Source organism: Kitasatospora cinereorecta (genome assembly GCF_024172095.1).
Classification (GTDB): Bacteria; Actinomycetota; Actinomycetes; order Streptomycetales; family Streptomycetaceae; genus Kitasatospora; species Kitasatospora cinereorecta.
Window position 1 is genome coordinate 173,889 of record NZ_JAMZDX010000006.1, and the last position, 26,258, is coordinate 200,146.

General features: G+C 73.8%; 18 protein-coding genes and 2 pseudogenes. 3 read left to right on the forward strand and 17 right to left on the reverse strand.

All coding sequences use genetic code 11. The features are described from left to right. Window positions 1-83: 83 nt before the first annotated feature. The 5 genes from FHR36_RS30065 to FHR36_RS30085 form a co-directional block, all read right to left on the reverse strand. A complete protein-coding gene (locus FHR36_RS30065) occupies window positions 84-1,217 on the reverse strand; it encodes a hypothetical protein (protein ID WP_253802286.1) in 1,134 nt (377 codons plus the stop codon). Window positions 1,218-1,426: 209 nt separating this feature from the next. Then, entirely contained in the window at window positions 1,427-2,638 is a 1,212-nt protein-coding gene (locus tag FHR36_RS30070) for a DNA polymerase III subunit delta' (RefSeq protein ID WP_253802288.1), read from the reverse strand. Between the two features lie 186 nt (window positions 2,639-2,824). Continuing rightward, window positions 2,825-6,157, reverse strand: a complete 3,333-nt coding sequence (gene tmk / locus FHR36_RS30075) for a dTMP kinase (protein ID WP_253802290.1) — start codon at window positions 6,155-6,157, stop codon at window positions 2,825-2,827. 146 nt (window positions 6,158-6,303) lie between these two features. Continuing rightward, window positions 6,304-9,195, reverse strand: coding sequence for a type I DNA topoisomerase (gene topA, locus FHR36_RS30080; RefSeq protein WP_253802292.1), 2,892 nt, complete (start codon window positions 9,193-9,195; stop codon window positions 6,304-6,306). Window positions 9,196-9,653: 458 nt separating this feature from the next. Continuing rightward, window positions 9,654-10,181, reverse strand: a complete 528-nt coding sequence (locus tag FHR36_RS30085) for a DUF3592 domain-containing protein (RefSeq protein ID WP_253802294.1) — start codon at window positions 10,179-10,181, stop codon at window positions 9,654-9,656. Window positions 10,182-10,517: 336 nt separating this feature from the next. On the opposite strand from FHR36_RS30085, the gene FHR36_RS30090 reads away from it, so the two are divergent. Continuing rightward, complete coding sequence (locus FHR36_RS30090; RefSeq protein WP_253802296.1) at window positions 10,518-11,144, forward strand: hypothetical protein; 627 nt, start codon at window positions 10,518-10,520, stop codon at window positions 11,142-11,144. 53 nt (window positions 11,145-11,197) lie between these two features. Here the strand turns inward: FHR36_RS30090 and FHR36_RS30095 are convergent, their stop codons facing one another. The 5 genes from FHR36_RS30095 to bldG form a co-directional block, all read right to left on the reverse strand. Next, complete coding sequence (locus FHR36_RS30095; RefSeq protein ID WP_253802298.1) at window positions 11,198-12,730, reverse strand: DUF7059 domain-containing protein; 1,533 nt, start codon at window positions 12,728-12,730, stop codon at window positions 11,198-11,200. Between the two features lie 107 nt (window positions 12,731-12,837). After that, window positions 12,838-13,548, reverse strand: a complete 711-nt coding sequence (locus tag FHR36_RS30100; RefSeq protein WP_253802300.1) for a small secreted protein — start codon at window positions 13,546-13,548, stop codon at window positions 12,838-12,840. A gap of 145 nt (window positions 13,549-13,693) precedes the next feature. After that, a complete protein-coding gene (locus FHR36_RS30105; protein WP_253802301.1) occupies window positions 13,694-14,062 on the reverse strand; it encodes a cyclophilin-like fold protein in 369 nt (122 codons plus the stop codon). 174 nt (window positions 14,063-14,236) lie between these two features. Then, the gene (locus FHR36_RS30110; protein ID WP_253802303.1) at window positions 14,237-14,668 is read right to left on the reverse strand and encodes an ATP-binding protein; all 432 of its coding nucleotides are present in this window, start codon (window positions 14,666-14,668) and stop codon (window positions 14,237-14,239) included. Between the two features lie 163 nt (window positions 14,669-14,831). After that, window positions 14,832-15,173, reverse strand: coding sequence for an anti-sigma factor antagonist BldG (gene bldG / locus FHR36_RS30115; RefSeq protein WP_014136695.1), 342 nt, complete (start codon window positions 15,171-15,173; stop codon window positions 14,832-14,834). Between the two features lie 222 nt (window positions 15,174-15,395). Here bldG and FHR36_RS30120 point away from each other — a divergent pair, with 222 nt between their 5' ends. After that, window positions 15,396-17,810 carry a DEAD/DEAH box helicase gene (locus FHR36_RS30120; RefSeq protein ID WP_253802305.1) on the forward strand — a complete coding sequence of 805 codons (2,415 nt, stop codon included), beginning with the start codon at window positions 15,396-15,398 and terminating at the stop codon, window positions 17,808-17,810. A gap of 137 nt (window positions 17,811-17,947) precedes the next feature. On the opposite strand, the pseudogene FHR36_RS40090 reads toward FHR36_RS30120, so the two are convergent. The 7 genes and pseudogenes from FHR36_RS40090 to ssd form a co-directional block, all read right to left on the reverse strand. After that, window positions 17,948-18,268, reverse strand: a pseudogene (locus tag FHR36_RS40090) (Rv3654c family TadE-like protein); the annotation flags it as partial. After that, on the reverse strand, window positions 18,265-18,615 hold the full coding sequence (locus FHR36_RS30130) for a TadE family type IV pilus minor pilin (protein ID WP_253802307.1): 351 nt from the start codon (window positions 18,613-18,615) through the stop codon (window positions 18,265-18,267). The pseudogene FHR36_RS40090 and the gene FHR36_RS30130, both read right to left, overlap by 4 nt. A 49-nt stretch (window positions 18,616-18,664) precedes the next feature. Beyond that, window positions 18,665-18,916 (reverse strand): DUF4244 domain-containing protein, encoded by a 252-nt coding sequence (locus FHR36_RS30135; RefSeq protein ID WP_253802309.1) that lies wholly within the window; start codon window positions 18,914-18,916, stop codon window positions 18,665-18,667. 47 nt (window positions 18,917-18,963) lie between these two features. Further along, entirely contained in the window at window positions 18,964-19,746 is a 783-nt protein-coding gene (locus tag FHR36_RS40095) for a type II secretion system F family protein (RefSeq protein ID WP_253802311.1), read from the reverse strand. A 112-nt stretch (window positions 19,747-19,858) separates the two neighbouring features. Then, window positions 19,859-21,070, reverse strand: coding sequence for a type II secretion system F family protein (locus tag FHR36_RS30145; protein ID WP_253802313.1), 1,212 nt, complete (start codon window positions 21,068-21,070; stop codon window positions 19,859-19,861). 94 nt (window positions 21,071-21,164) lie between these two features. Next, on the reverse strand, window positions 21,165-22,538 hold the full coding sequence (locus FHR36_RS30150; RefSeq protein WP_253803200.1) for a TadA family conjugal transfer-associated ATPase: 1,374 nt from the start codon (window positions 22,536-22,538) through the stop codon (window positions 21,165-21,167). Between the two features lie 491 nt (window positions 22,539-23,029). Next, complete coding sequence (gene ssd / locus FHR36_RS30155; RefSeq protein ID WP_253802315.1) at window positions 23,030-24,145, reverse strand: septum site-determining protein Ssd; 1,116 nt, start codon at window positions 24,143-24,145, stop codon at window positions 23,030-23,032. A 1,004-nt stretch (window positions 24,146-25,149) separates the two neighbouring features. Here ssd and FHR36_RS30165 point away from each other — a divergent pair. After that, a pseudogene (locus FHR36_RS30165) lies at window positions 25,150-25,947 on the forward strand (HAD family hydrolase); the annotation flags it as partial. Window positions 25,948-26,258 lie beyond the last annotated feature (311 nt).

Sequence of the window (26,258 nt, forward strand, 5' to 3'; positions counted from 1 at the left end):
CGTCGGCGGGCAAGGAGGGAGCGTGCTCCGGCGTCGACCGCCCGGCGGGAATCGTCAGACAGGCCATCGCCGCCATGGGCCGGTCAGGAGGGCTTGACCAGGCTCTCCGCGAGGTACTGGACCGCCACCCGGACCAGTCGCAGACGCTCCCGCTGGGGTGTGTAGTCCTCGACGATGTCGGAGATCCGGACGTCGGCGGCGGCCGCCCGGCCGGTGCCGGCGCGCAGGGCGGTCTGGAGGCGGCGGGCGTCGGCGAGGCCGGGCGCGTCGCCCTTGGCGGCGGCGAGCAGCAGTCGGGCGACGCCGGTGCCGGGGGCTTCGGCGCCGGTCTGGGCGAGGGCGGGCGCGTCGTAGCGGCCGGAGACGGCGGCGGCCGCGCCGTACAGGTCGGGGCGGGCGAGGCCGGCGGCGGCCGCGCAGGGGGCGCCGCCCTCGATGCCGAGGGTGCTCCAGCCGCCCGGTCCGGCCGGGAGGGTGCGGAACGCGGCGGAGACGGCGGTGCGCAGGGCGGTGTCGTCGGCGACGGCCTGCGGGGCGGCGGCGATCAGGTCGCAGGGGTGGCCGGTGCCGCCGGGCGCCTCGGGGGCGACCACCACGAACGGGCGGGCCCTGCCCAGTTGGACGGCGGAGGCCACGCCGTCGAACACGTCCGGCAGGTCGGCGTCGGCGGTCTGCCCGGCGGTGCCGGAGTGCAGCACGATCACGGGGTACTGGGCCTTGGGGTCCTTCTGGTACTCGGCGGGCAGCCAGACCCGGACAGCGCGCGGGTGGCCGTCCTGGCCGGGGACCGACCCCTGCAGCAGCTCGCCACCGGCGGGGTGGCCGACCGACTCGAACCGGACGTCGCCCAGGGGCACGGCAGATGCGGACCCTGCCGGAGCGGACGCGGCCGAGGCGGACGGCACCGGCGGAGCGGCCGGACGGGGAGCCGCAGCGGCCCTGGCCTCATCGGCGGCGGAGGTCGAAGCGGAGATCGCAGCGGAGGCGGCGGCGTCTCCCGGACGCCCGCCGACCAGCAGCGCAACGCCGAGCGCGGTCACGCACATCAGGCAGAGCACCGCCCCGCCCGCCCGCAGCAGCAGGGGGCGCGCCTCGGCGGAGATTTCGTACCGCTGGGCGGCGCGCAGGTCTCGCCAGCGGACGGCCGCGGCGCGGGCGAGCCGCCAGCCGAGGAGGGCAGCGATCAGCAGGGGGACGGCGAGGGTCGGACGGAACATGGCGCACCACCTCGGGGAGGGACCGGCTGCCGGACCACGGCGTGCTCAGTCCACAGGGTGCACAACGCGCCTCCCCGGGGTCCCCGGGCCGTACGGGCGTCTCCGGACCTTCACTCGAAGGAGTGTCACCCCGGTACGTCGGTTGACGCCGGATCAGCCACTCGGTCGGCCACCCAGTCAGCCACTCGATCGGCCACCCGGTCAGCCACTCAGCCCGCGCGCAGCGCGACCGTCATCGCTTCCACCGCCAGCAGCGGGTCGACGTTGCGGTCCAGCGCCTCGCGGCAGGCCAGCACCGCCTCGATCCGGCGCAGCGTGTTCTCCGGCAGGCCGGCCCCGGCGACCTTCTGCAGGGCCGGGCGCTGGTCCTCGTTGGCGAGGGCTCCGGTGGTGCCGAACTGGATGGCGAGCACGTCCCGGTAGAAGCCGAGCAGGTCGCCGAGCGCGACGCCGAGGGTCTCGCGGCGGGTCCGGGTGGCCCGGCTCTTCTGCCGCTTCTCCAGTTCCTTCACCGCCCCCGCCATGCCGCGCGGTGCCCGGCTGCCCTCGGCGGCGCCGTACGCGGCCTTGAGGTCGTCGGTCTCCTTGGCGTCCTGGGTCTCGGCGAGAGCCTCGGCGTCGGCCTTCGCGGTGTCGACCAGCCGCTGGGCGGCGGTCAGGCAGCCGCCGAGGTCGGCGACCTCCAGCGGGATCCGCAGGACGTCGGCGCGGCGCGCCCGCGCCTGCTCGTCGACCGCGAGCCGGCGGGTGCGGTCGATGTCGCCCTGTCCGGCCAGTGCGGCCAGCCGGGCCGTCTCCGGCCCGACGCCGTCCCGCCGGACCAGCATGTCGGCGACGGCGTCCACGGACGGCGTGCGCAGCACCAGCAGCCGGCAGCGGGAGCGGATGGTCGGCAGCACGTCCTGCACCGAGGGCGCGCAGAGCAGCCAGACCGTCCGCGGCGACGGCTCCTCGACGCCCTTCAGCAGGGCGTTGGCCGCCGCCTCGGTGAGCCGGTGCGCGGCGTCGATCAGGATCACCGACCAGCGGCCGCCGGTCGGGTAGCTGGAGGCGCGCAGGACCAGGTCGCGCATGTCGCCGACGCCGATCGACAGCCCGTCGGTGCGGACCTGCTTCACGTCGGCGTGGCTGCCGGAGAGCACCGTGTGGCAGCCGTCGCAGAAGCCACAGCCGGGTGTCCCGCCCAGTTCGAGGTCGGGGCTGGTGCACTGGAGCGCGGCGGCGAACGCCCGCGCCGCGGTGACCTGGCCGGCGCCGGGCGGGCCGGTGAACAGCCACGCGTGCGTCATCAGCGACGCGTTCCCGCCGGGCTGCGGCGCCGCCGATCGTCCGGCCGTCACCGTGGCCCGGGCGGCCCGGGACGCCGACTGCAACTGCTCGACCACCCGATCCTGGCCGACCAGGTCGTCCCACACACTCACGTCGAGCTCCCTACCGCACCAGCCAGCCAGCCAACCAGTCCCCGAGCCTAACGCCGTCCGACGACAGCGCGCGGCCCCGTACGCCCCGCCCGGCCCCGTACGCCCGGAACGGCAACAGGGGTGCGGGGCGACCCACGCCCCGCACCCCTGCACGCCCTGCGCGCTCCGTCGTGGACGGTCGCGGGATCAGTCCTTGCGCCGCTTCCAGCCCCGACCGCGCGGCCCACCCTGGCCGTCCCGGCCACCCTGACCGCCGTTGCCGTCGTCACCCGTGGTGCCGGCGGCACCGCCGGTACCGGTGGCGCCGTCCTCCGGCTCGTCCGGCGCCTCCCAGCGCGCCCACTCGTCGCGCGAGCCGAGCAGGGTGTCGGTCAGGCTCGGCAGGTCGTCGAGCGGGGTCTCCTCCGCCCAGTCCGGACGCGGCCGCAGCTCGCGGGTGTCGCTGGAGTCGTCCGGCTCGGGACGCCACAGGCCCGGCGGGACCCGGTCCTGCGCGGCCTCGGCCGGGACGGTCGGCAGCACCGCGGTCTCGTCCACCGCCTTCGGGAGCACGGCGGTCTCGTCGGTCACCTTCGGCAGCACCGCGGTCTCGTCCACCGCCTTGGGCAGCACAGCCGTCTCGTCGGTCACCTTCGGCAGCACGGCCGTACGTTCGGCCGCTGCGACGGCCGCCTTCCGGACGTCCTCAGGGATCTCCTTGGTCGGCTGGTCATCGCCCTTCACCTGGGGCAGCGCGGCGGTGACGGCCTCGGGCCCCTTCGCCTCGGGTCCCGCCTTCGCCTCGGGCTGGCCCTTCTCGTCCGTCCCGTCCGTCTCCTCCGCGGAGGTGTTCCGCTCGGACCGGGTCTTCTCGGCGGCGGCGACCTCCGCGGCGACCTCGGCGGCCGCGGCTGCGGCGGCCGCCCGGGCCTCGGCGGCGAGCCGGGCCTCCTCGGCCCGCTGCAGCGCCTCCTCGGCGCGCCGACGCTGCTCCTCGCGCTGCAGCTCCCGCTGCCGCTGGAGCTCGGCCTGCGCGGCCGCCTCGGCCTCGCGCTGCTTGCGCTCCTCGGCCTCCGCCGCCAGCCGCGCCTCCTCGGCACGGCGCCGCTCGGCCTCTTCCGCGGCCCGCTGGGCGGCCGCGGCCTCGGCGGCGAGCCGGGCCGCCTCCGCGGCCTTGCGGCGCTCCTCCTCGGCGACCCGTTCGGCCTCGGCCTTGGCCAGACGCTCCTTCTCGGCCTGCTCGGCGCGCAGCTGCTCCAGCAGCGCCTGGCGCTTGCGCTCGGCCTCGGCCTCCTCGGCGGCCTTGCGGGCCTCCTCGGCGCGGCGCCGCTCGGCGGCCTCGATGGCGAGCCGCTCCTGCTCGGCCTTGGCGACCCGCTCCTGCCCGGAGAGCGGCAGCTCCCGGTCGAGACGGTGGCGGATCGCGGTGGTGACGAACGGGGGCTGCTGGGAGCCGTCGACGACCAGGTAGCGGGCCGGGTCGGCGGCGGCGAGCGCCAGGAAGCCGGCGCGCACCCGCTGGTGGAACTCGGTGGGCTCGGACTCCAGCCGGTCCAGCGCCTCGGTGAAGCGCTCGCGGGCGGCGCCCGGGTCGACGTCCAGGACGACGGTCAGGTCGGGCACCAGTCCGCCGGTGGCCCAGCGCGAGATCCGGGCGACCTCGGTGGCGGCCAGGTCGCGCCCGGCGCCCTGGTACGCGATGGAGGAGTCCATGTAGCGGTCGGTGATGACCACGGCGCCGCGGGCCAGCGCGGGACGGATCACGTTCTCCACGTGCTCGGCCCGGTCGGCGGCGTAGATCAGCGCCTCGGCGCGGTGCGAGAGGCCGGTGTTGCCGACGTCCAGGACCAGCGCGCGCAGCCGCTGCCCGATCGGGCTGCCGCCGGGCTCGCGGGTCAGCACCACCTCGTGGCCCTTGCTGCGGATCCACTCCGCGAGCGCCTGGGCCTGGGTGGACTTGCCGGCGCCGTCGCCGCCCTCCAGGGCGATGAAGAAGCCGGTACCGGCGGCCCGGTGCGGGGCCGGGGCGGTCTCGCCGCGCACCGCCTGCAGCAGCTCGCGGCCGAACGGCACCTCGCCGCGGCGGTCGTCGGTCTTCAGCAGTACGACCGCGGCCAGCACCAGGGTGAGCAGGCCGGCGGTGGAGACGGCCAGCGCCGCGCCGCCGTGGATGAAGGTGAAGCTGCCGGGCCGGACCTCGCCGTACTCGACCTCGCCGTACGCGGCGGCGAGCAGCGGCAGGCCGACCAGCGCGGTGCCCACCACGGCCCGCAGCACCGCGTACAGGTGCTCGGTGACCTTGGGCAGCCGGCTCTCCTCGATCTCCTGCGCGAGCAGGGTGCGACCGGTGGAGATCACCACACCGGCGGCCAGGCCGGCCAGCACGGTGAGCAGCAGTACCAGGACGAAGTCCAGCACCAGCCCGGCCAGGATCAGGGCCACGCCCTCCACCAGCAGGGCGAGCGCGAGGAGTCGGCGGCGGGAGAGCGCGGGCAGGGTGGCCCGGGTGCAGCGGATGCCGATCGCCGGGGCGCCGGCCGCGGCGAGCACCAGCAGGCCGTAGCCGATCGGCCCGGCGCGGTGGTCGACGGCGGTCAGCAGGCCGAGTGCGGCGACACCGGCCATCGCGGCGTAGCCGGCCGCGACCGCGAAGGTGAAGTAGGGGGCGCTGCCGGTGCGGCCCTTGCGCAGCGCCGGGCCGGGGGTGGCGTCGGTGGGTGCGCGCAGGCCCTGGAGCGGGGAGCGCGGCGCGACGGAGGCTCCGGCGGGCAGCTCCTGGAGGAAGATCAGTACGGCGGAGCCGGCGAACAGCAGCGCGGCGCCGAGCGCGGCAGAGGTGGACTGGTTGACCCGCAGCCAGTCCGAGCCGACCGCGGCCAGCACGTTGTTGAGCAGCGTGAGGCCGATCAGCGCGGTGGCGGCCAGCGGGACGGCGGCCCAGCCGGTGCGGACGTCGAGGGTGCGCACCGCGTCGAGCGCGGCGGCGGACGGGGTGGGCTGCTGCTCGGAGACCGGCAGCAGGCCGGGCACGGCGGCGGCCTTGCCGATGGTCCAGAAGCGCTCGGCGACGCCGGCCGCGAAGGCGGTGGCCAGCAGCGCCCAGGTGGCGGAGTCGGGCGTCCAGATCACCCACCAGGGGGCGATGCCGATCAGGACGGCGCGCAGCACGTCCGCGCCGAACAGCGTCCAGCGCCGGTCGAGCGGGCCGCCGAGCAGGGCGTGCACCGGTCCGAGCAGCGCGGCGCCGATCAGCACGGTGGCCACCAGCCGGGCGGCGAAGAGCGCGGCCACGGCGAGGGCGAGCGACCGGTAGCCGGTGCCGAACTGTCCGCCGACGACCGCGGCGACCACGGTCAGCGGCACCAGCACGAGCAGTGCCAACCGGTCCGCGGTGCCGCCGACCAGCTGCGCGGTCCACAGCCGTCGGTACGGCCGCATCCGCAGCAGCGCGCGGGCCCGCTCGCCGGGTGTGCCGGCGGGGGCCACGTCCGGGAGGACGGGTGCGGCGGTGCTCGGTGGGGGCTGCTCCTCGCTCGTCATACGGTCAGCGTAGCGGGCGGGCGATGGCGCAAATGAGGGGTACACCCGTCCGGATCCCGGTCATGACACGGTTGTGACGCACCGAACGCACCTCGAACACAAGCGGGGGCCCGTGCACCGGCACGGACCCCCGCTCGATGGTCGGTTCAGCCCTCCTCGGGCTCGGCCGCGGAGCTCGCGGCCGTCCCGGCGGCGGTCGTCTTCGCCACCGTCTTCTTGGCCACCGTCTTCTTCGCGGTCGTCTTCTTGGCGGCCGTGGTCTTCTTCGCCGCAGTCTTCGCCGCGGTCTTCTTCGCCGCCGTCTTGGTGGCGGTCGCCTTGGTCGCGGTCGCCTTCTTCGCCGGGGCCTTCTTGGCGGTCTTCTTCACCGGTCCGCGCGCCCGCTTCTCGGCGAGCAGCTCGTAGCCGCGCTCGGGGGTGATCGTCTCGACCTCGTCGTCCTTGCGAAGCGTGGCGTTGGTCTCGCCGTCGGTCACGTACGGACCGAACCGGCCGTCCTTGACCACCACCGGCTTCTCGCTGACCGGGTCGGTGCCGAGCTCCTTCAGCGGCGCCGCGGCGGCCGCCCGCCCGCGCAGCTTGGGCTGGGCATAGATCGCCAGCGCCTCCTCCAGCGAGATGGTGAGCAGCTGGTCCTCGCTGGTCAGCGAGCGGGAGTCGGTGCCGCGCTTGAGGTACGGGCCGTAGCGGCCGTTCTGCGCGGTGATCTCGTTGCCCTCGGCGTCGCTGCCGACCACGCGGGGCAGCGAGAGCAGCCGCAGCGCGTCCTCCAGGGTGACGGTGTCCAGCGACATCGTCTTGAAGAGCGAGGCGGTGCGCGGCTTGACCGCGTTCTTGCCGGTCTTCGGGGTGCCCTCGGGCAGCACCTCGGTGACGTACGGGCCGTACCGGCCGTCCTTGGCGACCAGCGGGTGGCCGCTGACCGGGTCGGTGCCGAGCACCCGCTCACCGCTGGGCTTGGCCAGCAGCTCCTCGGCCAGCTCGACGGTCAGCTCGTCCGGCGGCAGGTCGTCGGGGATGTCGGCGCGCTGGCCGGGCTCGCCCTCGACCGCCGACGGCTTCTCCACGTACGGGCCGTAGCGGCCGACCCGCAGCACCAGGCCCTCGCCGATCGGGAAGGAGCTGATCTCGCGGGCGTCGATCGCGCCCAGGTCGGTGACCAGTTCCTTGAGGCCGCCCAGGTGGTCGCCGTCGCCGTTGCCGGCCTCGGCGGCGGTGCCCGCGCCCTCGCCCTCGCCGAAGTAGAAGCGCTTCAGCCACGGCACGGACTCGGCCTGACCGGCCGCGATCCGGTCGAGGTCGTCCTCCATCTTGGCGGTGAAGTCGTAGTCGACCAGGCGGCCGAAGTGCTTCTCCAGCAGGTTGACGACCGCGAAGGAGAGGAAGGAGGGCACCAGGGCGGTGCCCTTCTTGAAGACGTACTTGCGGTTGATGATCGTGTCGATGATCGACGCGTAGGTGGACGGCCGGCCGATCTCCCGGTCCTCCAGCTCCTTGACCAGGGAGGCCTCGGTGTAGCGCGCCGGGGGCTTGGTGGAGTGGCCTTCGGGGCTGATCCGCTCGGCGGCCAGCGGGTCGCCCTCGGTGACGTTGGGCAGCCGGCGCTCGCGGTCGTCGAGCTCGGCGTTGGGGTCGTCGGCACCCTCCACGTAGGCCTTCAGGAAGCCGTGGAAGGTGATGATCTTGCCGGAGGCGGAGAACTCGGCGTCCCGGCCGTCGGCGGAGCGGCCACCGACCCGGACGGTCACCGACTGGCCGACCGCGTCCTTCATCTGGGAGGCGACGGTGCGCATCCAGATCAGCTCGTACAGCCGGAAGTCGTCGCCCGCCAGCCCGGTCTCGGCCGGGGTGCGGAAGCGGTCGCCGGACGGGCGGATCGCCTCGTGCGCCTCCTGGGCGTTCTTCACCTTGGAGGCGTACACGCGCGGCGCGTCCGGCAGGTAGTCGGCGCCGTACAGCTGGGTGACCTGCGCCCGGGCGGCCGTGATCGCCGTCTCCGAGAGCGTGGTGGAGTCGGTACGCATGTAGGTGATGAAGCCGTTCTCGTACAGCTTCTGGGCCACCTGCATGGTCCGCTTCGCACCGAAGCCCAGCTTGCGGCTGGCCTCCTGCTGCAGCGTGGTGGTGCGGAACGGGGCGTACGGCGAGCGGCGGTACGGCTTGGACTCGACACTGCGGACCGAGAACGCGGTCTGCTCCAGGGCGGCGGCCAGCGCACGGGCGGCCTGCTCGTCCAGGTGCAGGGTGTTGGCGGCCTGCGCGGCGTCGCGCAGCCGGCCGTCCGGGCCGAAGTCGCGGCCGGAGGCGATCCGCCTGCCGTCCACGCTGACCAGGCGGGCGCCGAAGGACTCCGGGTTGGCCGCGTCCGCGGCGGTCCGGCCGGTGGCGAAGGCGCCGACCAGGTCCCAGTAGTGGGCGCTGGTGAACGCCATCCGCTCCCGCTCGCGCTCGACCACGAGCCGGGTCGCCACCGACTGCACGCGGCCCGCCGAGAGCTTCGGCATGACCTTCTTCCACAGCACCGGCGAGACCTCGTAGCCGTAGAGGCGGTCGAGGATGCGGCGGGTCTCCTGGGCGTCCACCAGGCGCTGGTTCAGGTCGCGCGGGTTGCGGACGGCCTCCTGGATGGCGTCCTTGGTGATCTCGTGGAAGACCATCCGGTGCACCGGCACCTTGGGCTTGAGCACCTCCCGCAGGTGCCAGGCGATGGCCTCGCCCTCGCGGTCCTCATCGGTGGCGAGGAAGAGCTCGTCGGATTCCTTCAGCAGCGACTTGAGCTTGGTCACCTGGGACTTCTTGTCCGCGTTGACCACATAGATGGGGGCGAAGTCGTGGTCCACGTCGACGCCGAGCCGCCGGACCTCACCGGTGTACTCGTCCGGAACCTCGGCAGCGGTGCCGGGCAGATCGCGGATGTGCCCGACGCTGGCCTCGACGATGTACCCGGGGCCGAGGTAGCCCTTGATCGTCTTGGCCTTGGCCGGCGACTCGACGATGACGAGTCGCTTGCCGTGCGCGGTCTCGCTGCTCGGGGACACCTTCGCTCTTCTCTCCCGGTCGGTTGTGTCTGCTCCTGGGCTGCCGCCCAGCGACAGCCCCACCAGCGGAGTGTGACCGTACCCCGGCCACCCTTGTCAAACGGACGGATCCGGGTTTTTCACCGGCAAGGCCGACCGACGCCACTCGAACGGTAACCCGATGATGCGCCTTTGCGCCGCGTGGAGGGGGTGGCGCGGTGCCGCTTTGGCCTGAATCGAGCGTGTGATCGCGCCATCGCGACACAGATCGGAGGGGTTTCGGGCGGACGGCCCGGGTCGCGAGGCGGCGGTATTCGGCCAGCCGCCGTCGAGGGCGGTCACCGTCATGGGCCAGGCGCCGTCGTGGGCTGGACCGTCCTGCGGACCGACTGTGATCTGGGGACGGCCGTTGTCAGGGGACGGCGGTTGATTAGGGGCGGCCGTGATGAGGGGACGGAGTTGTCAGGGGACGCCGGTCATCAGCGGAGGGCGGCGCCGAGCAGGGTGAGCCCGCCCGCCAGGGCGGCAATGCCCAGCAGCGCCCAGAACAGATCGGCCGGCAGCGTCGGAACATCCTCGTGCGCGGCCAGCACCACCCGGCGCGGGCGGCGGGGGTCGTACGCGACCTGCACCAGCGTGCCGGGCACGAGGTGCAGCGGCCGACGCAGTGGGGTGTGCCCGCGCGGACGGGCCAGCACCGACTCGCTCGGCTGGCCCTCGTCCTCGACCGCGTGCAGCTCCCGGCCGCCGGCGCCTGACAGGTGGCCGCCCCCGGCGGACGCGTGGACCGCCGTGTAGGCGATCAGCGGGGCGCTGTCGAGCTCGCCGAAGGTGTCGTCGTGGTCACGGCCGAAGGGGCCGCTGTCGGCGACGACCCGCGCCGTCGCCGCGACCCCGTGGCGGCGGAGGCGGTGGCGAAGACGCAGTTCCACGGCGCACCAGAGCAGGAGTGCGCCGCCGAAGAGTATGAGAACGGCTCCGCCCGCCAGTGTCGTCGGCGTCTCCACCCGGCCCCTCCCCGCACTGTCCACAGCCTGTGGACGGCAGCGTCGCAGCCCGTGGACAACCCCGGACTGACGTTCGACGTACGACCGGCAACGCGCAGGGGGCCAATGGGTGAACTGCCCCCGCCCGCAAAGGGACACGCCCGGACCACGCCCGCCTGCCACGACGCGTGGACCGGAGCCGTCCGACCGGATCTGTCACAGCACGGGCCCGCTCTGTCACAGTACGGGCCCGCCGTGTCACAGCCGGGCAACCGCAGCAACCGGCGGCCACCCGCCCGCCGTGTGCACCGATACCGGATCGCAGCCAACCACCGGTACTCCAGGGGGACTTCAGCCATGACCGCGCACCGACTGCTCGCCACCACCGCCCTGCTCGCCGGCGCCGTGCTCGCCCTCACCGCCTGCGACCCGGACGGCTCCGCCCCCGCCGCGCAGACGTCCGCCACCGCGTCGACGGCGCCCACCGCCTCCGCCGCGCCGACCGCATCCCCGACCGCGTCGGCCGGTACGGCCGGCACCGCCTCCCCCACCGCGACGAAAGCGGGCAAACCCGCCACCCCCACGACGGGCGCCACCAAGGCGGCGCCGACACCGGACTGCACCGCCGCCGCCCAGCACCCCGGCCACAAGGTGATCAACGCCACGTCCGCGACCGCCACCGGCCTGAACGCCCGGGCGACCCGGTTCGTGTGCGGCCCGCAGGTCGACAACGACGGCTACTGGGAGGCGGTCGGCAGCTTCGGCCCCTACACCTTCGCGGCCGGCGCCACCGCCGAACTCGTCACCATGACATCCGGGGTCGGCTCGGCCGGCGTCCCGCTCAGCGTCCTGGTCCAGCACGTCAACGACTGTGCCGCGCACCGCGAGCCGCCCGCGCCGTACAACTGCTTCGGCGGCACCTACGACATCACGGTGGACGGCGCCGGCCACATCACCCGGATCTCGGAGCTCTACCACCCCTGACCCGGCCGCCGGTGACCTGGACGTTCCAGGTCACCCAGCGACGCCGCCCGGCATCACCCCACCGGCTGGATGAAGCCCTGCTCGGTGAGCATCCGCAGCGACTCCGGCACCCGGTCGCGCAGCACCACGCGGTCCTCGCCGAGCAGCTGCGCGATCGCGTCGACGATCTCGCCCGCCGCCAGGGTGCCGTCACAGACACCGACGAAGCCGGCCCCGACCGTGTCCACCTTGGTCGCCCGCCGCATGCCGCGGTTGTGACGCAGGATCACGTGCTCGGGGTCCTCCGCGCCGGGTGCGCCGACCTGCTCCTGGACCACCTCGTCCGCCAGCACGTAGCGGGCGCCCAGCAGCGCGGCGTCGTCGTGCGTGCGCAGGAACTCCTGCCGGGCGAACCAGCCCTCGATGTGCGGGCCCAGCGGCTGCTCGACGGGGTGCGGCCACTCCTCGATCCGGACGGTCGGGTCGGCGGCGCCGCCGGCCCGCAGGGTGATCCAGCCGAAGCCGATGCCCTCCACCTGGGCGGCCTCGAAGGCGTCCAACCACTCGTCGTAGCGCGCCTGGTAGTCCGAGCCCGGGCCGCGGTGGTCGCCGCCGTCGCGCAACCACAGCTCGGCGTACTGGGCGATGTCCTGCACCTCGCGCTGGACCACCCAGGCGTCCAGCCCCGTGCCGGCCACCCAGCCGGCCAGCCGCTCGTGCCAGTCCTCGCCCTTGACGTGCTGCCAGTTGGCCAGCAGGTGACAGTACCCGCCCGGCTCCAGGTGCGCGGTGGCCCGCTTGACGATCGAACGGCACAGCTCGTCGCCGGCCATCCCGCCGTCACGGTAGGTGAAGCGGCCGCCCGGCGAGATCACGAACGGCGGGTTCGACACGATCAGGTCGAACCTCCGGTCCGTCACCGGCTCGAACAGGCTGCCCTCGACGGTCTCCACGTTCTCGAACCCGGACAGCGCCAGGGTCAGCCGGGTGAAGTGCAGCGCGCGGGGGTTGAGGTCGGTCGCGGTCACCCGCTGGGCGTGCCGGGCGGCGTGCAGCGCCTGCACCCCGGAGCCGGACCCCAGGTCGAGCGCCGAACGCACCGGCCGCCGCACCGCCAGATTGGCCAGCGTGGTGGACGCGCCGCCCACCCCGAGCACCAGGTCCTTGCGGGCCACCCCGGCCGCGGTCTCCCCGGAACCGATCCCGCCCGCACCACCGACCGCGCACCCGAGGTCCGAGACCACCCACGCGTCCGCGCTCGGCAGCCCGGCCACCTCGTTGGCGTACGGCCGCACGTCCACCGTGGCCCTGACCTGCTCACCGTCCCGCGTCAGCCAGCCGTCGGCCAGGCAGTCCTCCACCGGCAGCGCCGCGGCCGCGGCGGCGTACGGCACCGGCTGCTGCAGCAGGAACAGCCGCAGCAACGTCTCCAGCGGCGTACCGCCCCTGGTCGCCCTCAGCGCCGGCACCGCCTCACTCCGGGCCAGCGCCGCGTACCCGGTCGGCCCGAGCAGGTCCAGGCAGCCGTCGGCGGTGTACGAGGCGGCGAGCAGCGCCTCGCGCAGCCTCGCCAGACGGGTGGGTTCGAGAACGGGGGTCTTGGTCACCCCGCCATTCTCCCCCGACCCGCCCCACTACCCCCGCACCCGCAGGCCGCGCGGGCCTGCCGCCCCGCCCGGCTCGGCACCGGGAGGGGCGGGACATGCCGAGCGCGTCAGTTGGACGGGCTGCCGCTGGGCGCCGCTCCGACGGAGAGGACGGGCGTGGCGCTGCCGGACGGGGCGGCACCGGAGGGGGTGGCCGGAGTTCCCGAAGCCCCGGTGGCCGGGGCGCCCGACGCGCCGGTGGCCGGGCTGCCGGAGGCACCGGCCCCGGACGGCGCTGACGGGCCGGCCTTGCAGCCCGGCTGCTTCTTGATCGCGTCCCCGAGGGTGCCGCTCTGGAGCGAGTTCAGCGCCTGGGTGGACATCTGGGAGAGCTGCTGCACCGAGTCGCCGACGCTCCGCAGGCCGTCGGCGAACTTCGCCTGGTCGGTGTTGGTCAGCCCGTCGAGCTTCTTCTGCGCGTCGGTGTAGCCCTGGGAGGCCTGCCGGAGCTCGCCGACGGCGTCCTGCTGGACCTTCGCACCGTTGTCGATCTTGGGCGCGCCGGCCTTGTCGACGGCGTCGGCGAGCTGCTGGTTGGTCTTGGCCAGCGCCGCGAGGTCGGCCGACAGCCGCTTCTGCAGATCCGCCGGAGCCTCGCCCTGCTGGATCTTCGCCGAGTCGCCGAGGGCCGCGCGGGACTGGGCGATCGGGTCCTGGGCCGCGTCGCAGACGCTCTTGGCCCACCCGTCGAGCTTCGCCGAGTCGTCGCCGCTGCAGGCGACAGCGCCGAACGCGAGCAGCGCACCGAGCGCGGAGACGGTCAGCAGTCGGTTGGTCACCGGGAGCCCCTTCGGTTTCGGACGTCGACCAGCGAACCTACACGCCCGCCCGAACCGCCCGCCCCGGGGCTCCGATTCACCCCGGTCCGCTCCGACCGGCTCCAACCGGCTCCGGTCGGATGCTCCTCCCCATGCTCTCCCGCCGTCAGGCCTGCTCGACGCGGATGGAGTCGCCGCTGCGAACCGTCCGCAGCACCTGCGGGTCCTGGTCCAGCACGCCGAGGATGTTGCAGGCGCTGGCAAGCCGGCACTCCCCGTCGCGCGAGATCGGCGTCGGCCCGTACGGCAGCGCCAGACTGTCCCCGTCCGTCCAGAACGCGACCGTGCCGGGTTCGACCACCTGCGCCGCGTCGGCCTCGCGCGCAACGCTCACCGCGGTGTCGAAGTAGACCTCGTCGCCCCAGGTGTTGGCCCTGGAACTGATCGGCAGCACCGCCCAGAGCGCCTCGGCGGTGGGCGTCGACCGCAGCTCGGCAGTCGCCTGCCCGGCCGGCCACAGGATGCGTATACGCATGGCTGTCCTTCTCCCGTACCTCTCGAACCGAATCGATCGCGCCGGAGAGCAGGGAACAGCCAACTTCAACAATTTGTCAATTTCGAGAGCCTGGCGGCAGGCCGGGCGGAGCGGGGCCACGGCGGACCTCACTGCTTCTGCGCGCGTTACCCGCCAGCCGGCACCCGCCGACTGTCACACGCCGATGGAGGCGGTGGAAACGGGCCAGCTCATCCTGATCAGAGCACCCTCGGCACCCTTGCCGACCTCCACGTCCTCGACCAGGCCGGTGATCACGGCGAGGCCGAGTTCGTCGTCGCCGTCGGAGTCACCGCCCGCCGCGGAGCCGGACCCACCGTCGGAGCCCGAACGTGGGCCGCCGGCCTCGTCCTCGACCTCGATGAGGAAACGCTTCTCCTCTTCGATGAGGGCGACCCGAACGGCACCATCGGCCCCGGTCAGCCGGTGCAGCCCGACCGCACGCGAGCAGGCCTCGCCGACCGCGAGCCGGACTTCGTCGAGCACCGACTCGTCCACCCCCGCGCGTCTTGCCACGGCGGCTGCCACCAGCCGAGCGGTGCGCACATGCTCGGGAAGCGCGCTGAATCGAAGTTCGACGGTTGCCATCTCTTCCCCCTCCGGGGTTGCTCCCAGCGCCCCGGAGCAGGGCTCCGGAGAGCGACAGGGGCGATGCCTGGCGGCCCCGTCCGCCGGCGGGCCCGTGTGGGACCCGCCGACGGGCGGACCGCGAGTCAGAACAGCTGACGGTCAGCCGATCCGGTCAGAGCGATCAGTCGGTCGCCGCGACGGCCTCGTCCACCGAGTTGTGGATCGGGAACACCTTGGTCAGACCGGTGATCCGGAAGATCTTCAGGATCCGCTCCTGGTTGCAGACCAGGCGCAGCGAACCCTCGTGCGCACGAACCCGCTTCAGGCCGCCGACCAGAACGCCGAGACCGGTCGAGTCGAGGAAGTCCACGCCCTCCATGTCCACGACGAGGTGGTAGTTACCGTCGTTGACGAGCTCGACAAGCTGCTCGCGCAGCTTGGGGGCGGTGTACACATCGATCTCGCCGCCAACCTCGACGACCGTGCGATCGCCGACTGTACGGGTCGACAGGGACAGGTCCACGGAACCTCCAGCACCTTGCCTTGCTACGTCATTGCGATCATCGGCCAGGCGGCCGCCACCGCGTCGGTCGCAGGGTCTGGGCGCGGCAGACAGGCAGGTCGTAGCCCCGACGTCGCAACCCACGGCCGTGCGGCCGTCACGGGCTCATTCAACCACCTGCGGCCATGCCCGCACGATGGCTTGCGGCGATTCTCCGTCACGCCGGTGACACACTGGGTCCTCATGCCGCCCCGTCATCACCCGCCCGAGGCCATGCTCGCGACCCTGTCCACCGAGCGCGGCCGGTTGGACCGCCTCACCCATACGGAGCATCTGCCCGCCCGGGAGGCCCGTTACGCCCCCTGGCCTCAGGGAATCCGCTCCGAGGTGATCGCGGCGGCCGGCGAGCTCGGTGTCACCCTGCCCTGGGCCCATCAGGCCGAGGCGATGGATCTGGCCAAAACCGGCCAGAGCGTGGTCATCGCGACGGGCACCGCGTCGGGCAAGTCGCTGGGATATCTGGCGCCGCTCCTCAGCGATCTGCTGGACGGCACCGAGGCGCGCAACGGACGCGGCGCCACCGCGCTCTACCTCGCCCCGACCAAGGCGCTCGCTGCCGACCAACGCCGGCGCGCCGCCGAACTCGTCCCCGCCCGGGTGCGGGTCGCCCTCTACGACGGCGACACCCCGCCCGAGGAACGCGAGTGGGTGCGCCAGTACGCCTCGTACGTGCTCACCAACCCGGACATGCTCCACCGCGGCATCCTGCCCGGTCATCCCCGCTGGTCCACCTTCCTCAAGGCCCTGAAGTACGTCGTCGTCGACGAGTGCCACAGCTACCGGGGCGTCTTCGGCTCGCACGTCGCCCAAGTGCTGCGGCGGCTGCGCCGCCTGTGTGCGCGCTACGGCTCCTCACCCACCTTCCTGCTCGCCTCCGCCACCACGGCCGAGCCTGCGGTCACCGCGCGGCGGCTCACCGGCCTGCCCGCCGTCGCGGTCACCGACGACGCCTCGCCGCGCGGCCCGCTGGTCTTCGCGCTCTGGGAGCCGCCGCTCACCGAGAACGTCGGCGAGCACGGCGCCCCGGTCCGCCGCACCGCCACCGCCGAGGCGGGCTACCTGCTGACCGACCTGGTCGGGAACGGCACCCGCACCGTGGTCTTCGTCCGCTCCCGTCGGGCTGCCGAGCTGGTCGCCCTGCAGGCGCAGGACCAGCTCGGCTCGCCGCTCGCCGGACGCGTCGCCGCCTACCGTGGCGGCTACCTCGCCGAGGAGCGCCGCGCCCTGGAGGGTGCGCTGCAGTCCGGAAAGCTGCTCGGTCTCGCCTCCACCTCCGCTCTCGAACTCGGGGTCGACGTCTCCGGGCTCGACGCCGTCCTGATGGCCGGGTACCCGGGCACCCGGGCCTCGCTGTGGCAGCAGGCCGGCCGGGCCGGGCGGGAGGCGCAGGGCGCCCTGGCGGTGCTGATCGCCCGGGACGACCCGCTGGACACCTATCTGGTGCACCATCCCGAGGCGCTGTTCGCCAACCCGGTCGAGGCCACCGTGCTCGACCCCGACAACCCGCATGTTCTCGCCCCGCACCTGTGCGCGGCCGCCGCCGAGCTGCCGCTCACCGACACCGACCTGGAGCTCTTCGGTCCCTCCGCCGCGCCGCTGCTGCCGGTGCTTGAGCAGCGCGGACTGCTGCGCCGCCGGCCGGACGGCTCCTGGTACTGGACGCGCCGGGAGCGGGCCGCCGACCGGGTCGACCTGCGGGGCAGCGGCGGCAGCCCGGTGCAGATCGTCGAGGCATCCACCGGCCGTCTGCTCGGCACCGTGGATGCAGCCGCCGCCCACACCACCGTGCACACCGGCGCGGTCCACATCCACCAGGGCCGCACCTACCTGGTCCGCGACCTCGACCTGGAGACCTCCGTCGCCCTGGTCGAGGCGGCCGATCCGCCGTACACCACCTCCGCGCGCGACATCACTTCCATCTCCGTCCTCTCCACGGACACCACGGTCGAGTGGGGCGAGGCCCGGCTCAGCTTCGGTTCGGTGGAGGTGGTCAACCAGGTCGTCGGGTACCTGCGGAAGCGGATCGCCACCGGCGAGATCCTCGGCGAGAGCAAGCTCGACCTGCCGCCCCGGACCCTCCGTACCCGGGCCGTGTGGTGGACCGTCACGGAGGACCAGCTGCTCGACGCCGAGATCCCGCTCGACCAGCTCCCCGGCGCCGCCCACGCCGCCGAACACGCCTCGATCGGCCTCCTTCCGCTCTTCGCCACCTGCGACCGCTGGGACATCGGCGGCGTCTCCGTGCCGCTCCACCCGGACACCGGCCTGCCCACCGTCTTCGTGTACGACGGCCACTCCGGCGGCGCCGGCTTCGCCGAGCGGGGCTTCCGTCGGGCGGTGGAGTGGCTGACCGCGACCCGCGACGCGATCTCCTCCTGCGAGTGCGAGCGCGGGTGCCCGTCCTGCGTCCAGTCGCCGAAGTGCGGCAACGGCAACGACCCGCTCGACAAGGCCGCGGCGGTCCGGATCCTCGGCATCCTCCTCGCGGGCGCTCCGGGCGGCCCTTCCGACGGCGATCCGGCAAATTCCGCTCCCGGCGCTCCCGAGAACGCGGACGAGCCCCGTACGGCGGGGTTCCCGGCGCCGCCGGGAGACTGACGTCGAGCCAGGAACCAGGAGATGTCGTGCTCGCCGACCGTCGCATCCGCGAGGCCGTCGTCGGCCCAGCTCCAGACGGGGCCGGCCCGGGAGCGTGCACGAGCCGGCCCCAGTGGGACGGGCAAGCCCTCGACCCGCACCTGGACCACCACCTCCACCACGTCGGCTCCCGGCATGACCTCGCACGAGACCAGCTCTGCTCGCTGCCCGCGCAGCAGCCCGGCCGCTCGCCCGCACCCGCCATCCGGATCGAGCAGCATCCGATCGGCGGCAGCCAGTGCCGCCAGATCGGCGGCGGAGTCCGCCCGGTGTCGGGCCGCCACCACCGCGCCGATCATGAGGCTCACCAGGAACGCCACGCAGCCGAGCATCGCCAGGGACACCAGCCAGATGCTGGCCGAGCCCCGGTCCGGCGGACCCCGCCGCCCGCCTCGCCATGCACCGGGCCGAGAGCTCACACGTCACCTCCCGTCGGTCCACTGATGACGTCCTCACGAGCCGCCACCGCCGTGGCCTCGAGCCGCACCGACAGGGCCGCCCCCAGCCGCCCAGGCCCCGGGCACGGGGCAACCACCGTCACCCGCACCGTTTCGGCCTCCTGGACCAGTTGCACGGACGCGCCGGGCGGTGCCGCCGCCGTGGCGATGGCGACGGCATCCGCATCGCCCCTGGCGGCAGCCCGTGCGCCAACCCGCGCGGCATCCACGCACTTGATCTGGGCCGCAGCCGCCATGACTCCCCAGATCAGCATGGCCGCCAGCAACACGAGGGCCGGGAGCGCGACGGCGGTCTCAGCGGTTACCATGCCGGACTCCGCCTTCCCACATCGCCGCTGGCGCCGGGTGGGGGCCCGCTCAGACCACATGGAGCGCCCGGTCGAGCAGCTCCGAGAGCGCACCAGACACCGTTCCACTGGTCACCACCCGGTACAGGACCGCCGCGAAGGCACAGGCGGCGACAGTGCCGATGGCGTACTCGGCCGTCGTCATGCCCGCGTCCCGGCGGCCACCGAGCCGCCGTACCCGCGCGAGCAACCACCGCCCGGGGCGGCGGAACACAGCGCCGATCGGCCGTCCTACGGGCTTCGGGATCACGGTGAGGATCATGCGAATCAACTCCTCTGGTGGATCGATGGGAAGGGATGGCAACGCGGTCAGACATGCTGAGCAAAGAGGCTGGTCAGCCCCATCACGACCGGTGCGACACCGATCAGCACGAAGGCGGGCAGGAAGCACAGACCCAGTGGCGCGGTGGCAAGGACGCCTGCTCGGCGAACCCGGGCATGCGCCGCCCGCATGGCAGCCGCCCGCTGCGACTGCGCCAGCCCGGTCAGGGCAGCGGCCGGCGGAGCGCCGCTGACACTCGTCCGGACCAGGCACTGGGCAAGCGGGCCGAGCGGCGGGCAGTCGGCCGCCAGTTGCTCCCAGCACGCCTCGGGTGCCGCGCCGAGGGAAAGCTGCGCCGCGACTGACGCGAGGCGCCCGCGCATCGGGGCATCCACGGACTCCGCCACCACCGCGGCGGCTTGGGCCGGAGAGGAACACGAGCCCAGACAGGCAGCCAGCAGCTCGGAAGTGAGCGGCAATTGCCTGATCAGGCGTTCCTGCTCCGCCTCGCTGGCCCGAGCAGCCGGTGACCGCACTCGAGGCAGCCAGCGACGCACCGCCAGCCCCGCCAGGATTCCGAGCGCCAGCCCGGACACCCCACCGACCAGCGCCGCCGCACCCAGACCGGCGATCGCGGGCAGGCACCGCTCGACGGTCAGCCGCTGTCCGGCTCTCGGAAGCCTGCTGCGCGCCGATCGCCGCGGCGGCGGGGCGTCGACTGCCAGGCATCGCGCCACCCGCAGACGTACCCGCCTCCGTCTGATCACATCGAGCGCCTGCACCGCCGCCCCGCCCGCCACCACGGGAAGGCCCGCCAGGACCCAATCCACAACGCCTCCTCACTGGCAGCGCACGCGCTTCCCTCGTCTCAGTCCCGGGCCCGACCTCACGCCACGCCTGGGCAAGCAGGACCAGCCGCGGTGTGCAGGACGTGGGCCACGGTCACCCCACCGGGCCAAGCCGGCCATGTCCCCGGCCCCATGAACCCCACCACCGGCGGGCTCCCCGCCGCGCCCTCGGCGCTGTGCTCGGCACGGCTCGCATCAGGACGTCGGCAGGAGGTCGCCGCTCCCGGGCCTCCCAACCACCGCCGGCGGTACGAACTCGCGACAGCCCGCAGCCGGAACCGGCCACCCCGGCCGCCGCCGCTCCGACCGGTGGCGACGCCGCCGTCCTTTCGGTGGTGGCGCCTCGGGGTTGCGAGGGCGCTTCCGCAGCCCGGACGATCCGTCCCGTCCACACCACCCCGAGTGCCTCGAACAGCACCCCGCCCACCAGGCAGACCAACCCCTGGGGGGTGTGCAGGAGCACGCGGACCGGCTGTGCCCCGAGCCCAGCGCCCAGAGCCGTACCGATCAGCGGGAGAGCGGCGAGAACTGCGATGGTCGTTCGCGGCCCGGCCAGTTCCCCGGCGATCTCCTCGGCCAAGGCCCGCTCGGCCCGGAGCGCGTCGGCCACCTGGTCGAGCCCGGTGGCCAGACCAGCACCGCTCTCGGCAGCGATCTGCCAACAGGCGGCAACCGCCGCCGCGCCCCGGCCTCCCGGCAGTTCGGCGGCCAGGCGGAGTGCGGCAGGCACGTCCCCGCCGTACCGACCGGCCGCCAGCCGGGCCGCCGCCTCGGGACCGAGGTCCCGCGCGAGGGCACGACCCGCCCGGGAGGTGACGCTGTGCAGTGCCTGCTCCGCCGTCGCGCCGCTTCGCAGCTCGGCGGCCAGCCCGGCGCAGAGTTCGATCACGGCGCTCGCCCGCCGCTTGGCTTCCACCGCCGCCCGGCGCCGTTTGCGCCAGCTGCACAGCGGCACGACGCTCAGGGCAGCGCCCAGCACCGGCACCGGCGATGCGGCCAGTCGGCCGAGCACCAAGCCGATCGGCAGCAGCACCAGGTCTGCCGTCAGCCACGACGGTCCTTGCTCGCGCATGCGACGGGCTCGCGCGAGCAGGCGCTCGCGTGCGCGATCGTCCACCGCCCCCAGCACCAACCGCACCCGACGGACTCCGCGCACCCGGCGCTGCACCCGTCTCAGCCCGAGAGCGAGTCCGGCCACCGCCACGGCGCCGGCCGAACCGGCCACCACCCACCACAACACCGCCCCGCCACCGTGGCCGATGGCACCCTCCGCGAGGCGCGCCCCGACTACCTGCTGCCAGGTCATCGAAGCCCCCGAACAGCTCGCTGGAGCAGCAGCCAGGCCACTCCGCAGACCCCGCCGAGCACCAGCACCGCGAAGAACTCGGCGTGACGCCCGGTCATCGCCCTGCTCCTACAGGCTTCATGGCGACACCGGCTGCCGCTCCCCCACCACCGCCGGCCCCGCCGGTGTCGCCACCGAGCGAACCGATCGCCGCAAGGGCGGCCGGCCCATCGGTGGCGTCCGGATCGGTGTTGTCCGGACAGGTGGTGTCCAGCCCGACGTCACCCCTGCGCGGATCCGCCAGTTCCACTCCGCGCGCCGCGCAGGAGCGACGGAGTTGCTCCCACCCGGTGCCGAGCTCGCAGGTCCCGTCGGCGGCGAAGCCGACGGCAGGGGCTGTCCTCGCCAGGCCGTTTCGGTCCTCGATCAGGACGTGCAGGGCCGAGACCCGTCGCAGGCCTGTCGCGGGATCCCGGACGAGGTGAACGACCACGTCCAGGGCAGCACGCAGCTGGCTGTGCAGCGAGACTCGGTCGAGCCCGGCGAGCGAGCCGAGCGCCTCCAGCCTCGCCGGAACATCGGCTGCGGTATTCGCGTGGACCGTCCCGCAGCCGCCCTCGTGGCCGGTATTGAGGGCCGACAACAGGTCGACCACCTCCGCCCCGCGGACCTCGCCGACCACCAGCCGGTCGGGTCGCATCCGCAGGGCCTGACGGACCAGATCCCGCAGAGTGAGCTCCCCGAGCGACTCCTGGTTCGGCGGTCGACTCTGCAGACGGACCACGTGCGGGTGGTCCGGTCGCAACTCGGCCGAATCCTCGGCCAGCACGATCCGCTCGTCGTGCGGGACGAGACCGAGGAGTGCCGCGAGCAGTGTGGTCTTCCCAGTGCCCGTCCCGCCGGAGATGAGCAGCGAGAGCCGGGCCCGGAGGAGGCCGTGGAGCAGTTCGGCGCCGCTCGGCGGCAGCGAGCCCCCGGCCACCAGCTCGGGCAGGGTGAAGGGGTGGGTCCGGCTGGTCCGCAACGAAATGTGGGTGCAGCCGGACGCGATGGGCGGCAGCACGGCGTGCAGGCGCGTACCGTCCGGCAGTCGGGCGTCGACCCACGGTCGCGCGTCGTCCAAGCGGCGGCCGGCAGCTGTGGCGAGCCGGTGGGCGAGGCGTCGGACGGCCACCGCGTCCGGGAAGCGGATCCCGGTCGCACGCTCCAGCCCGCCTCCCCGGTCGACCCAGATCTCCTCCGGTCCGTTGACGAGGACATCCGTGACGCCGGGCTCGGCCAGCAGGGGATCGAGCGGCCCCGCGCCGACGAGTTCGGCACGCAAGGTCCGGACGGCGTCGAGGACGGCGTCGCCTCCGAGCGAGGGCTGGGCCGCCCTGAGTGCGGCGGCAACCGAACCGTCGGTGGGAGGCGCCCCCGCTTCGGCGAGGCGCAGCCGTACGGCGTCGACGAGTGCCGCCGCCCGGTCGGCCGGGTCCGCGACACCCAGGTGCCGCGCGGCCGGACGACGCGGTACGGCACCGTCGGTCCCGCCGACCGGGGGTCGCACGACACGGGCGCTGGTCGCCCCGCTCACCGGACCGTCCGGTCCGAGGCTCGCGCCGGTCTCCCGACCCGGTACCGCCCCTGACCCGGCGGCGGGGCGCGCGTCGGGCGAGAGGTCGGGCCCCGTACCGGGGCGGGCGTGAGCCGTCTCGGCAGAGACCGTACGGGCCTCAGGGCTGGTGTCCGGACGGGCCTCCGCGCCGACCTCCACCACCGCCTCCGCGTCCAGCCCCGTCCCGACGCCGCCCCAGGGCGGGTCGGCGGAGCCCGGGCCGGATCCGGGACGTCCTCGCAGGCCGACTCCGGCTGCCTTGCCCGGGCCGACTCCGGGTCCGCTTCCGGGATCCGGTCGGGTGCGGGTGACCGGCAGCCTCCGGCGCAGTCGGGCGGATGTCCGGTGGGTGTTCCGCAGGTCGACCCTGCGCAGGCGCTCGGTCACAGTGCACCTCCTCCTGCCGCCACGACCGGCGGCAACGCCTCGTTCAGGAAGCTCCCGCAGAAGCGCGCCAGCGGGCCGCGCTCGCGGATGCCGGGCGGCGAGCCGCGCTCGGCGTCGATGGCCAGTCCGGGCTCCGGGGGCAGTTCTCCGGCCAACCGCAGCCGCAGACCTCGGGCGATCTCGGGGCCGGCCAGCCCGGCCGGCCCCGGAACCCGGACGACTGCTCTCAGGTCGGCGAGCCTCATCCGGACGGCCGCGGCGACCCGGTCCGCCGCGGCCACCGCGCGCAGTTCGGCAGGGACGACAAGCAGCCCGGTATCGGCCTGCTCCAGCGCCTCGGCCGCCGCCGGGTCGAGCTGGCGGGGCAGGTCGAGCACCACCAGTCCGCCTCTGCGGCGGGCAGCGGCCAGCACGCTTTGCATCGCTTCGGGCGGGATGGCGAGGGTGTCGGAGCGGTCCCAGGACAGTGCGGTGAGCTGGTGCAGTTCGGGCAGCGCCTTGGCCAGTTCGGCGCCGCTGACCCGGCCCCGCGAACCGGCGAGGTCGGGCCAGCGCAGGCCGCCGATCTGTTCGGCCCCGAGCAGGACGTCCAGCCCGCCGCCCAGCGGGTCCGCGTCGATCAGCATGGTCTGGTGACCAGCGCGCGCACCGGTGATGGCGAGCGCGCAGGCCAGGGTGGATGCTCCGGCGCCGCCGCGTCCGCCGAGCACCGCCAGGGTGAGCGCGGGCGGGCCGACGCCCTCGGTCGCGTCGGCGATCCGGTCGAGCAGCCAGGACTGGGCATCGGGGAGGAACAGCACGTGTTCGGCCCCGAGTCGGACTGCGCGGACCCAGATCTCGCCGTCGTCGAGGTCCAGCCCGAGGAGCAACACTCCGGTCCGCCGCCCCAGCCCGGCGCAGCGATCGGCGAGGTCGTCGCCGACCAGGACGAGCGGTGCGGCGTCCCAGAGCCTGCGTGGCGGCGGTGCGCCGCGGATCAGGTGTGGTTCCGTACCGGCCGCGGCGCAGAGCCGGGCGAGTTGCTCGGCTAGCGCCCGGTCGGCGGTGACGATGAGCGGGCCGGCCGGTGTCGGCGGGTCCGTGCGGTCGGGATCGGTGGTCGGTGTCGACATGGCTGTCTCCCCCGGTTCGAGTGCGGTCCGACGAGGTGTCAGCCCGACCGTCGGGAAGGGCGGTCGGCGCTGCGTGGACACCACGGTGGGGGACCGAGCGCAATCCGTCAGCCGGCATTCGAATCCCTGTGGACAACTCGCGCTTGTGGATAACCGGTGTCACCCACTCGGGGGTAATCGCGTGCCGAATTGACCATGGCGCCTCGAAGCGCCCCTGGAACCCCCTGCGACACACCCCGCCACAAGCCCGCGCAACCGGGGGCCGGAACATCGGCTCGGCACTCGAATTGACTACCGAGAGTGAGCGATCAGTCCCGGTCAGACGTTCAATGGATCGGCGCGCAGGCCGCTCGGAGAGTTCTCCCCTAAGATCGCGGCGGCGCTCAACTACCTTGGAAAACGGCCCCGGACATGCGACGACCCCCGCCGGGGGGGAGAGCGGGGGTCGTCTATCCACGGCCCGACTCGGGGGGGAGGAGCCGGACCGGGTTAGCACGGTCGCGAACGATCCGTGACTTCCATGGTGTACCCGAGCGGCCAGAAACACAAACCCGCACGCCCGCGAGTACGCCGAATGGCGGGGTGTTTTGCCCCGCCCTCTATCCTCGGTTCCCGTGGACACCACCGAGAACGCCGAGAACGCCGGGCAGGGCCCCGAGGCCGCCCCCGCGCACGCCGCAGGCACTCCCGAGCCCGCCCTCGGCGAGCCGTCCGGCGAGCCCACCACCACCCGGGAAGCCACCCCGGCCGCCGCGCCCACCGTCGCAGGCACCGGCACGGTCGCCGCCGTGGAACCCGGCGAGCCCGGCGCCGCAGAGCTCGACGCATCCGACGCCCCCGAGCCCAGCGCGCCGCCCGCCGAAGAGCCCGACGCGCCGGCCACGAAACCCGCATCCGCGGCGCCCGCCACAGGGCCCGAAGCCTCGGCGGGCGTCGACGCCGACGGGCACGCGGACGGCCGCACCGACGGATCCGCACCCCGGCCCCGTCGCCCATTCGGAGCACCGCGCACCGCCGCGTTCTTCGACCTCGACAAGACGATCATCGCCAAGTCGAGTGCCCTGGCCTTCAGCCGCCCCTTCTACCAGGGCGGCCTGATCAACCGTCGCGCCGTACTGCGGAGCGCGTACGCCCAGTTCGTCTTCCTGATCGGCGGCGCGGATCACGACCAGATGGAGAAGATGCGCGCCTATCTGTCGGCGCTCACCCGCGGCTGGAACGTGGAGCAGGTCCGCGAGATCGTGGCGGAGACCCTGCACGGCATGATCGATCCGATCATCTACGACGAGGCCGCCTCGCTGATCGAGCAGCACCACGCGGCGGGCCGGGACGTGGTGATCGTCAGCAGCTCCGGTTCCGAGGTGGTGGAGCCGATCGGTCAGCTACTCGGGGCCGACCATGTGATCGCCACCCGCCTGCGGATCGAGGACGGCTGCTACACCGGCGACATCGAGTACTACGCCTACTCCGAGAACAAGGCCGCCGCGATCCTCGAGCTGGCCGAGGCCGAGGGGTACGACCTGGCCAACTGCTATGCCTACAGCGACTCCTCGACCGACCTGCCGATGCTGGAGACGGTCGGCCACCCGTCGGCCGTCAACCCGGACCGAGCGCTGCGCAAGGAAGCGGTGGCGCGCGAGTGGCCGGTACTGGTGTTCAGCCGTCCGGTCGAACTGCACCGCAGGCTCCCGGAGTTCCGCACTCCGAGCCGCTCGGTGCTCACCGCGGTGGCGGTCGGCGCGGCAGTACTCACGGCAGGGCTGCTCTGGTACAGCGCGAGGCGTCGTCGACCGCTGGCCTGAGCGGCCGAGCGCACGACTATGCCAAATCGGACAAAACTCAAAACCTTCGCTTTTCGGGTTCCCCTTTCGCCCAAACCGCGATAGAAATGACTTACGGCCCGCGAGACCCGGTCAGGACCCTACGGGGTCGTTCCGACAACGCAGTTAAGGCCCACGGACCGCCGTACAGATAACTGAGCACCCACATGCAGCCGACCCGCTGTCGGGCCGCCGCACCAGGTGAACGGGCAGGATCCCCGCCTGATGGGCACTTTCCGGTGCATGCTTGGTCACTCGGCACCTGTACCAGCGGCGACGCCCAGCACGACCAG

Coding starts and splice junctions, on each gene's coding strand:
- FHR36_RS30065 (WP_253802286.1), bottom strand. CDS start 1,217: ATGTTCCGTCCGACCCTCGCCGTCCCCCTGCTGATCGCTGCCCTCCTC.
- FHR36_RS30130 (WP_253802307.1), bottom strand. CDS start 18,615: ATGGTAACCGCTGAGACCGCCGTCGCGCTCCCGGCCCTCGTGTTGCTG.
- FHR36_RS30105 (WP_253802301.1), bottom strand. CDS start 14,062: ATGCGTATACGCATCCTGTGGCCGGCCGGGCAGGCGACTGCCGAGCTG.
- FHR36_RS30135 (WP_253802309.1), bottom strand. CDS start 18,916: ATGATCCTCACCGTGATCCCGAAGCCCGTAGGACGGCCGATCGGCGCT.
- FHR36_RS30110 (WP_253802303.1), bottom strand. CDS start 14,668: ATGGCAACCGTCGAACTTCGATTCAGCGCGCTTCCCGAGCATGTGCGC.
- FHR36_RS30090 (WP_253802296.1), top strand. CDS start 10,518: ATGACCGCGCACCGACTGCTCGCCACCACCGCCCTGCTCGCCGGCGCC.
- ssd (WP_253802315.1), bottom strand. CDS start 24,145: ATGTCGACACCGACCACCGATCCCGACCGCACGGACCCGCCGACACCG.
- FHR36_RS30145 (WP_253802313.1), bottom strand. CDS start 21,070: ATGACCTGGCAGCAGGTAGTCGGGGCGCGCCTCGCGGAGGGTGCCATC.
- FHR36_RS30120 (WP_253802305.1), top strand. CDS start 15,396: ATGCCGCCCCGTCATCACCCGCCCGAGGCCATGCTCGCGACCCTGTCC.
- tmk (WP_253802290.1), bottom strand. CDS start 6,157: ATGACGAGCGAGGAGCAGCCCCCACCGAGCACCGCCGCACCCGTCCTC.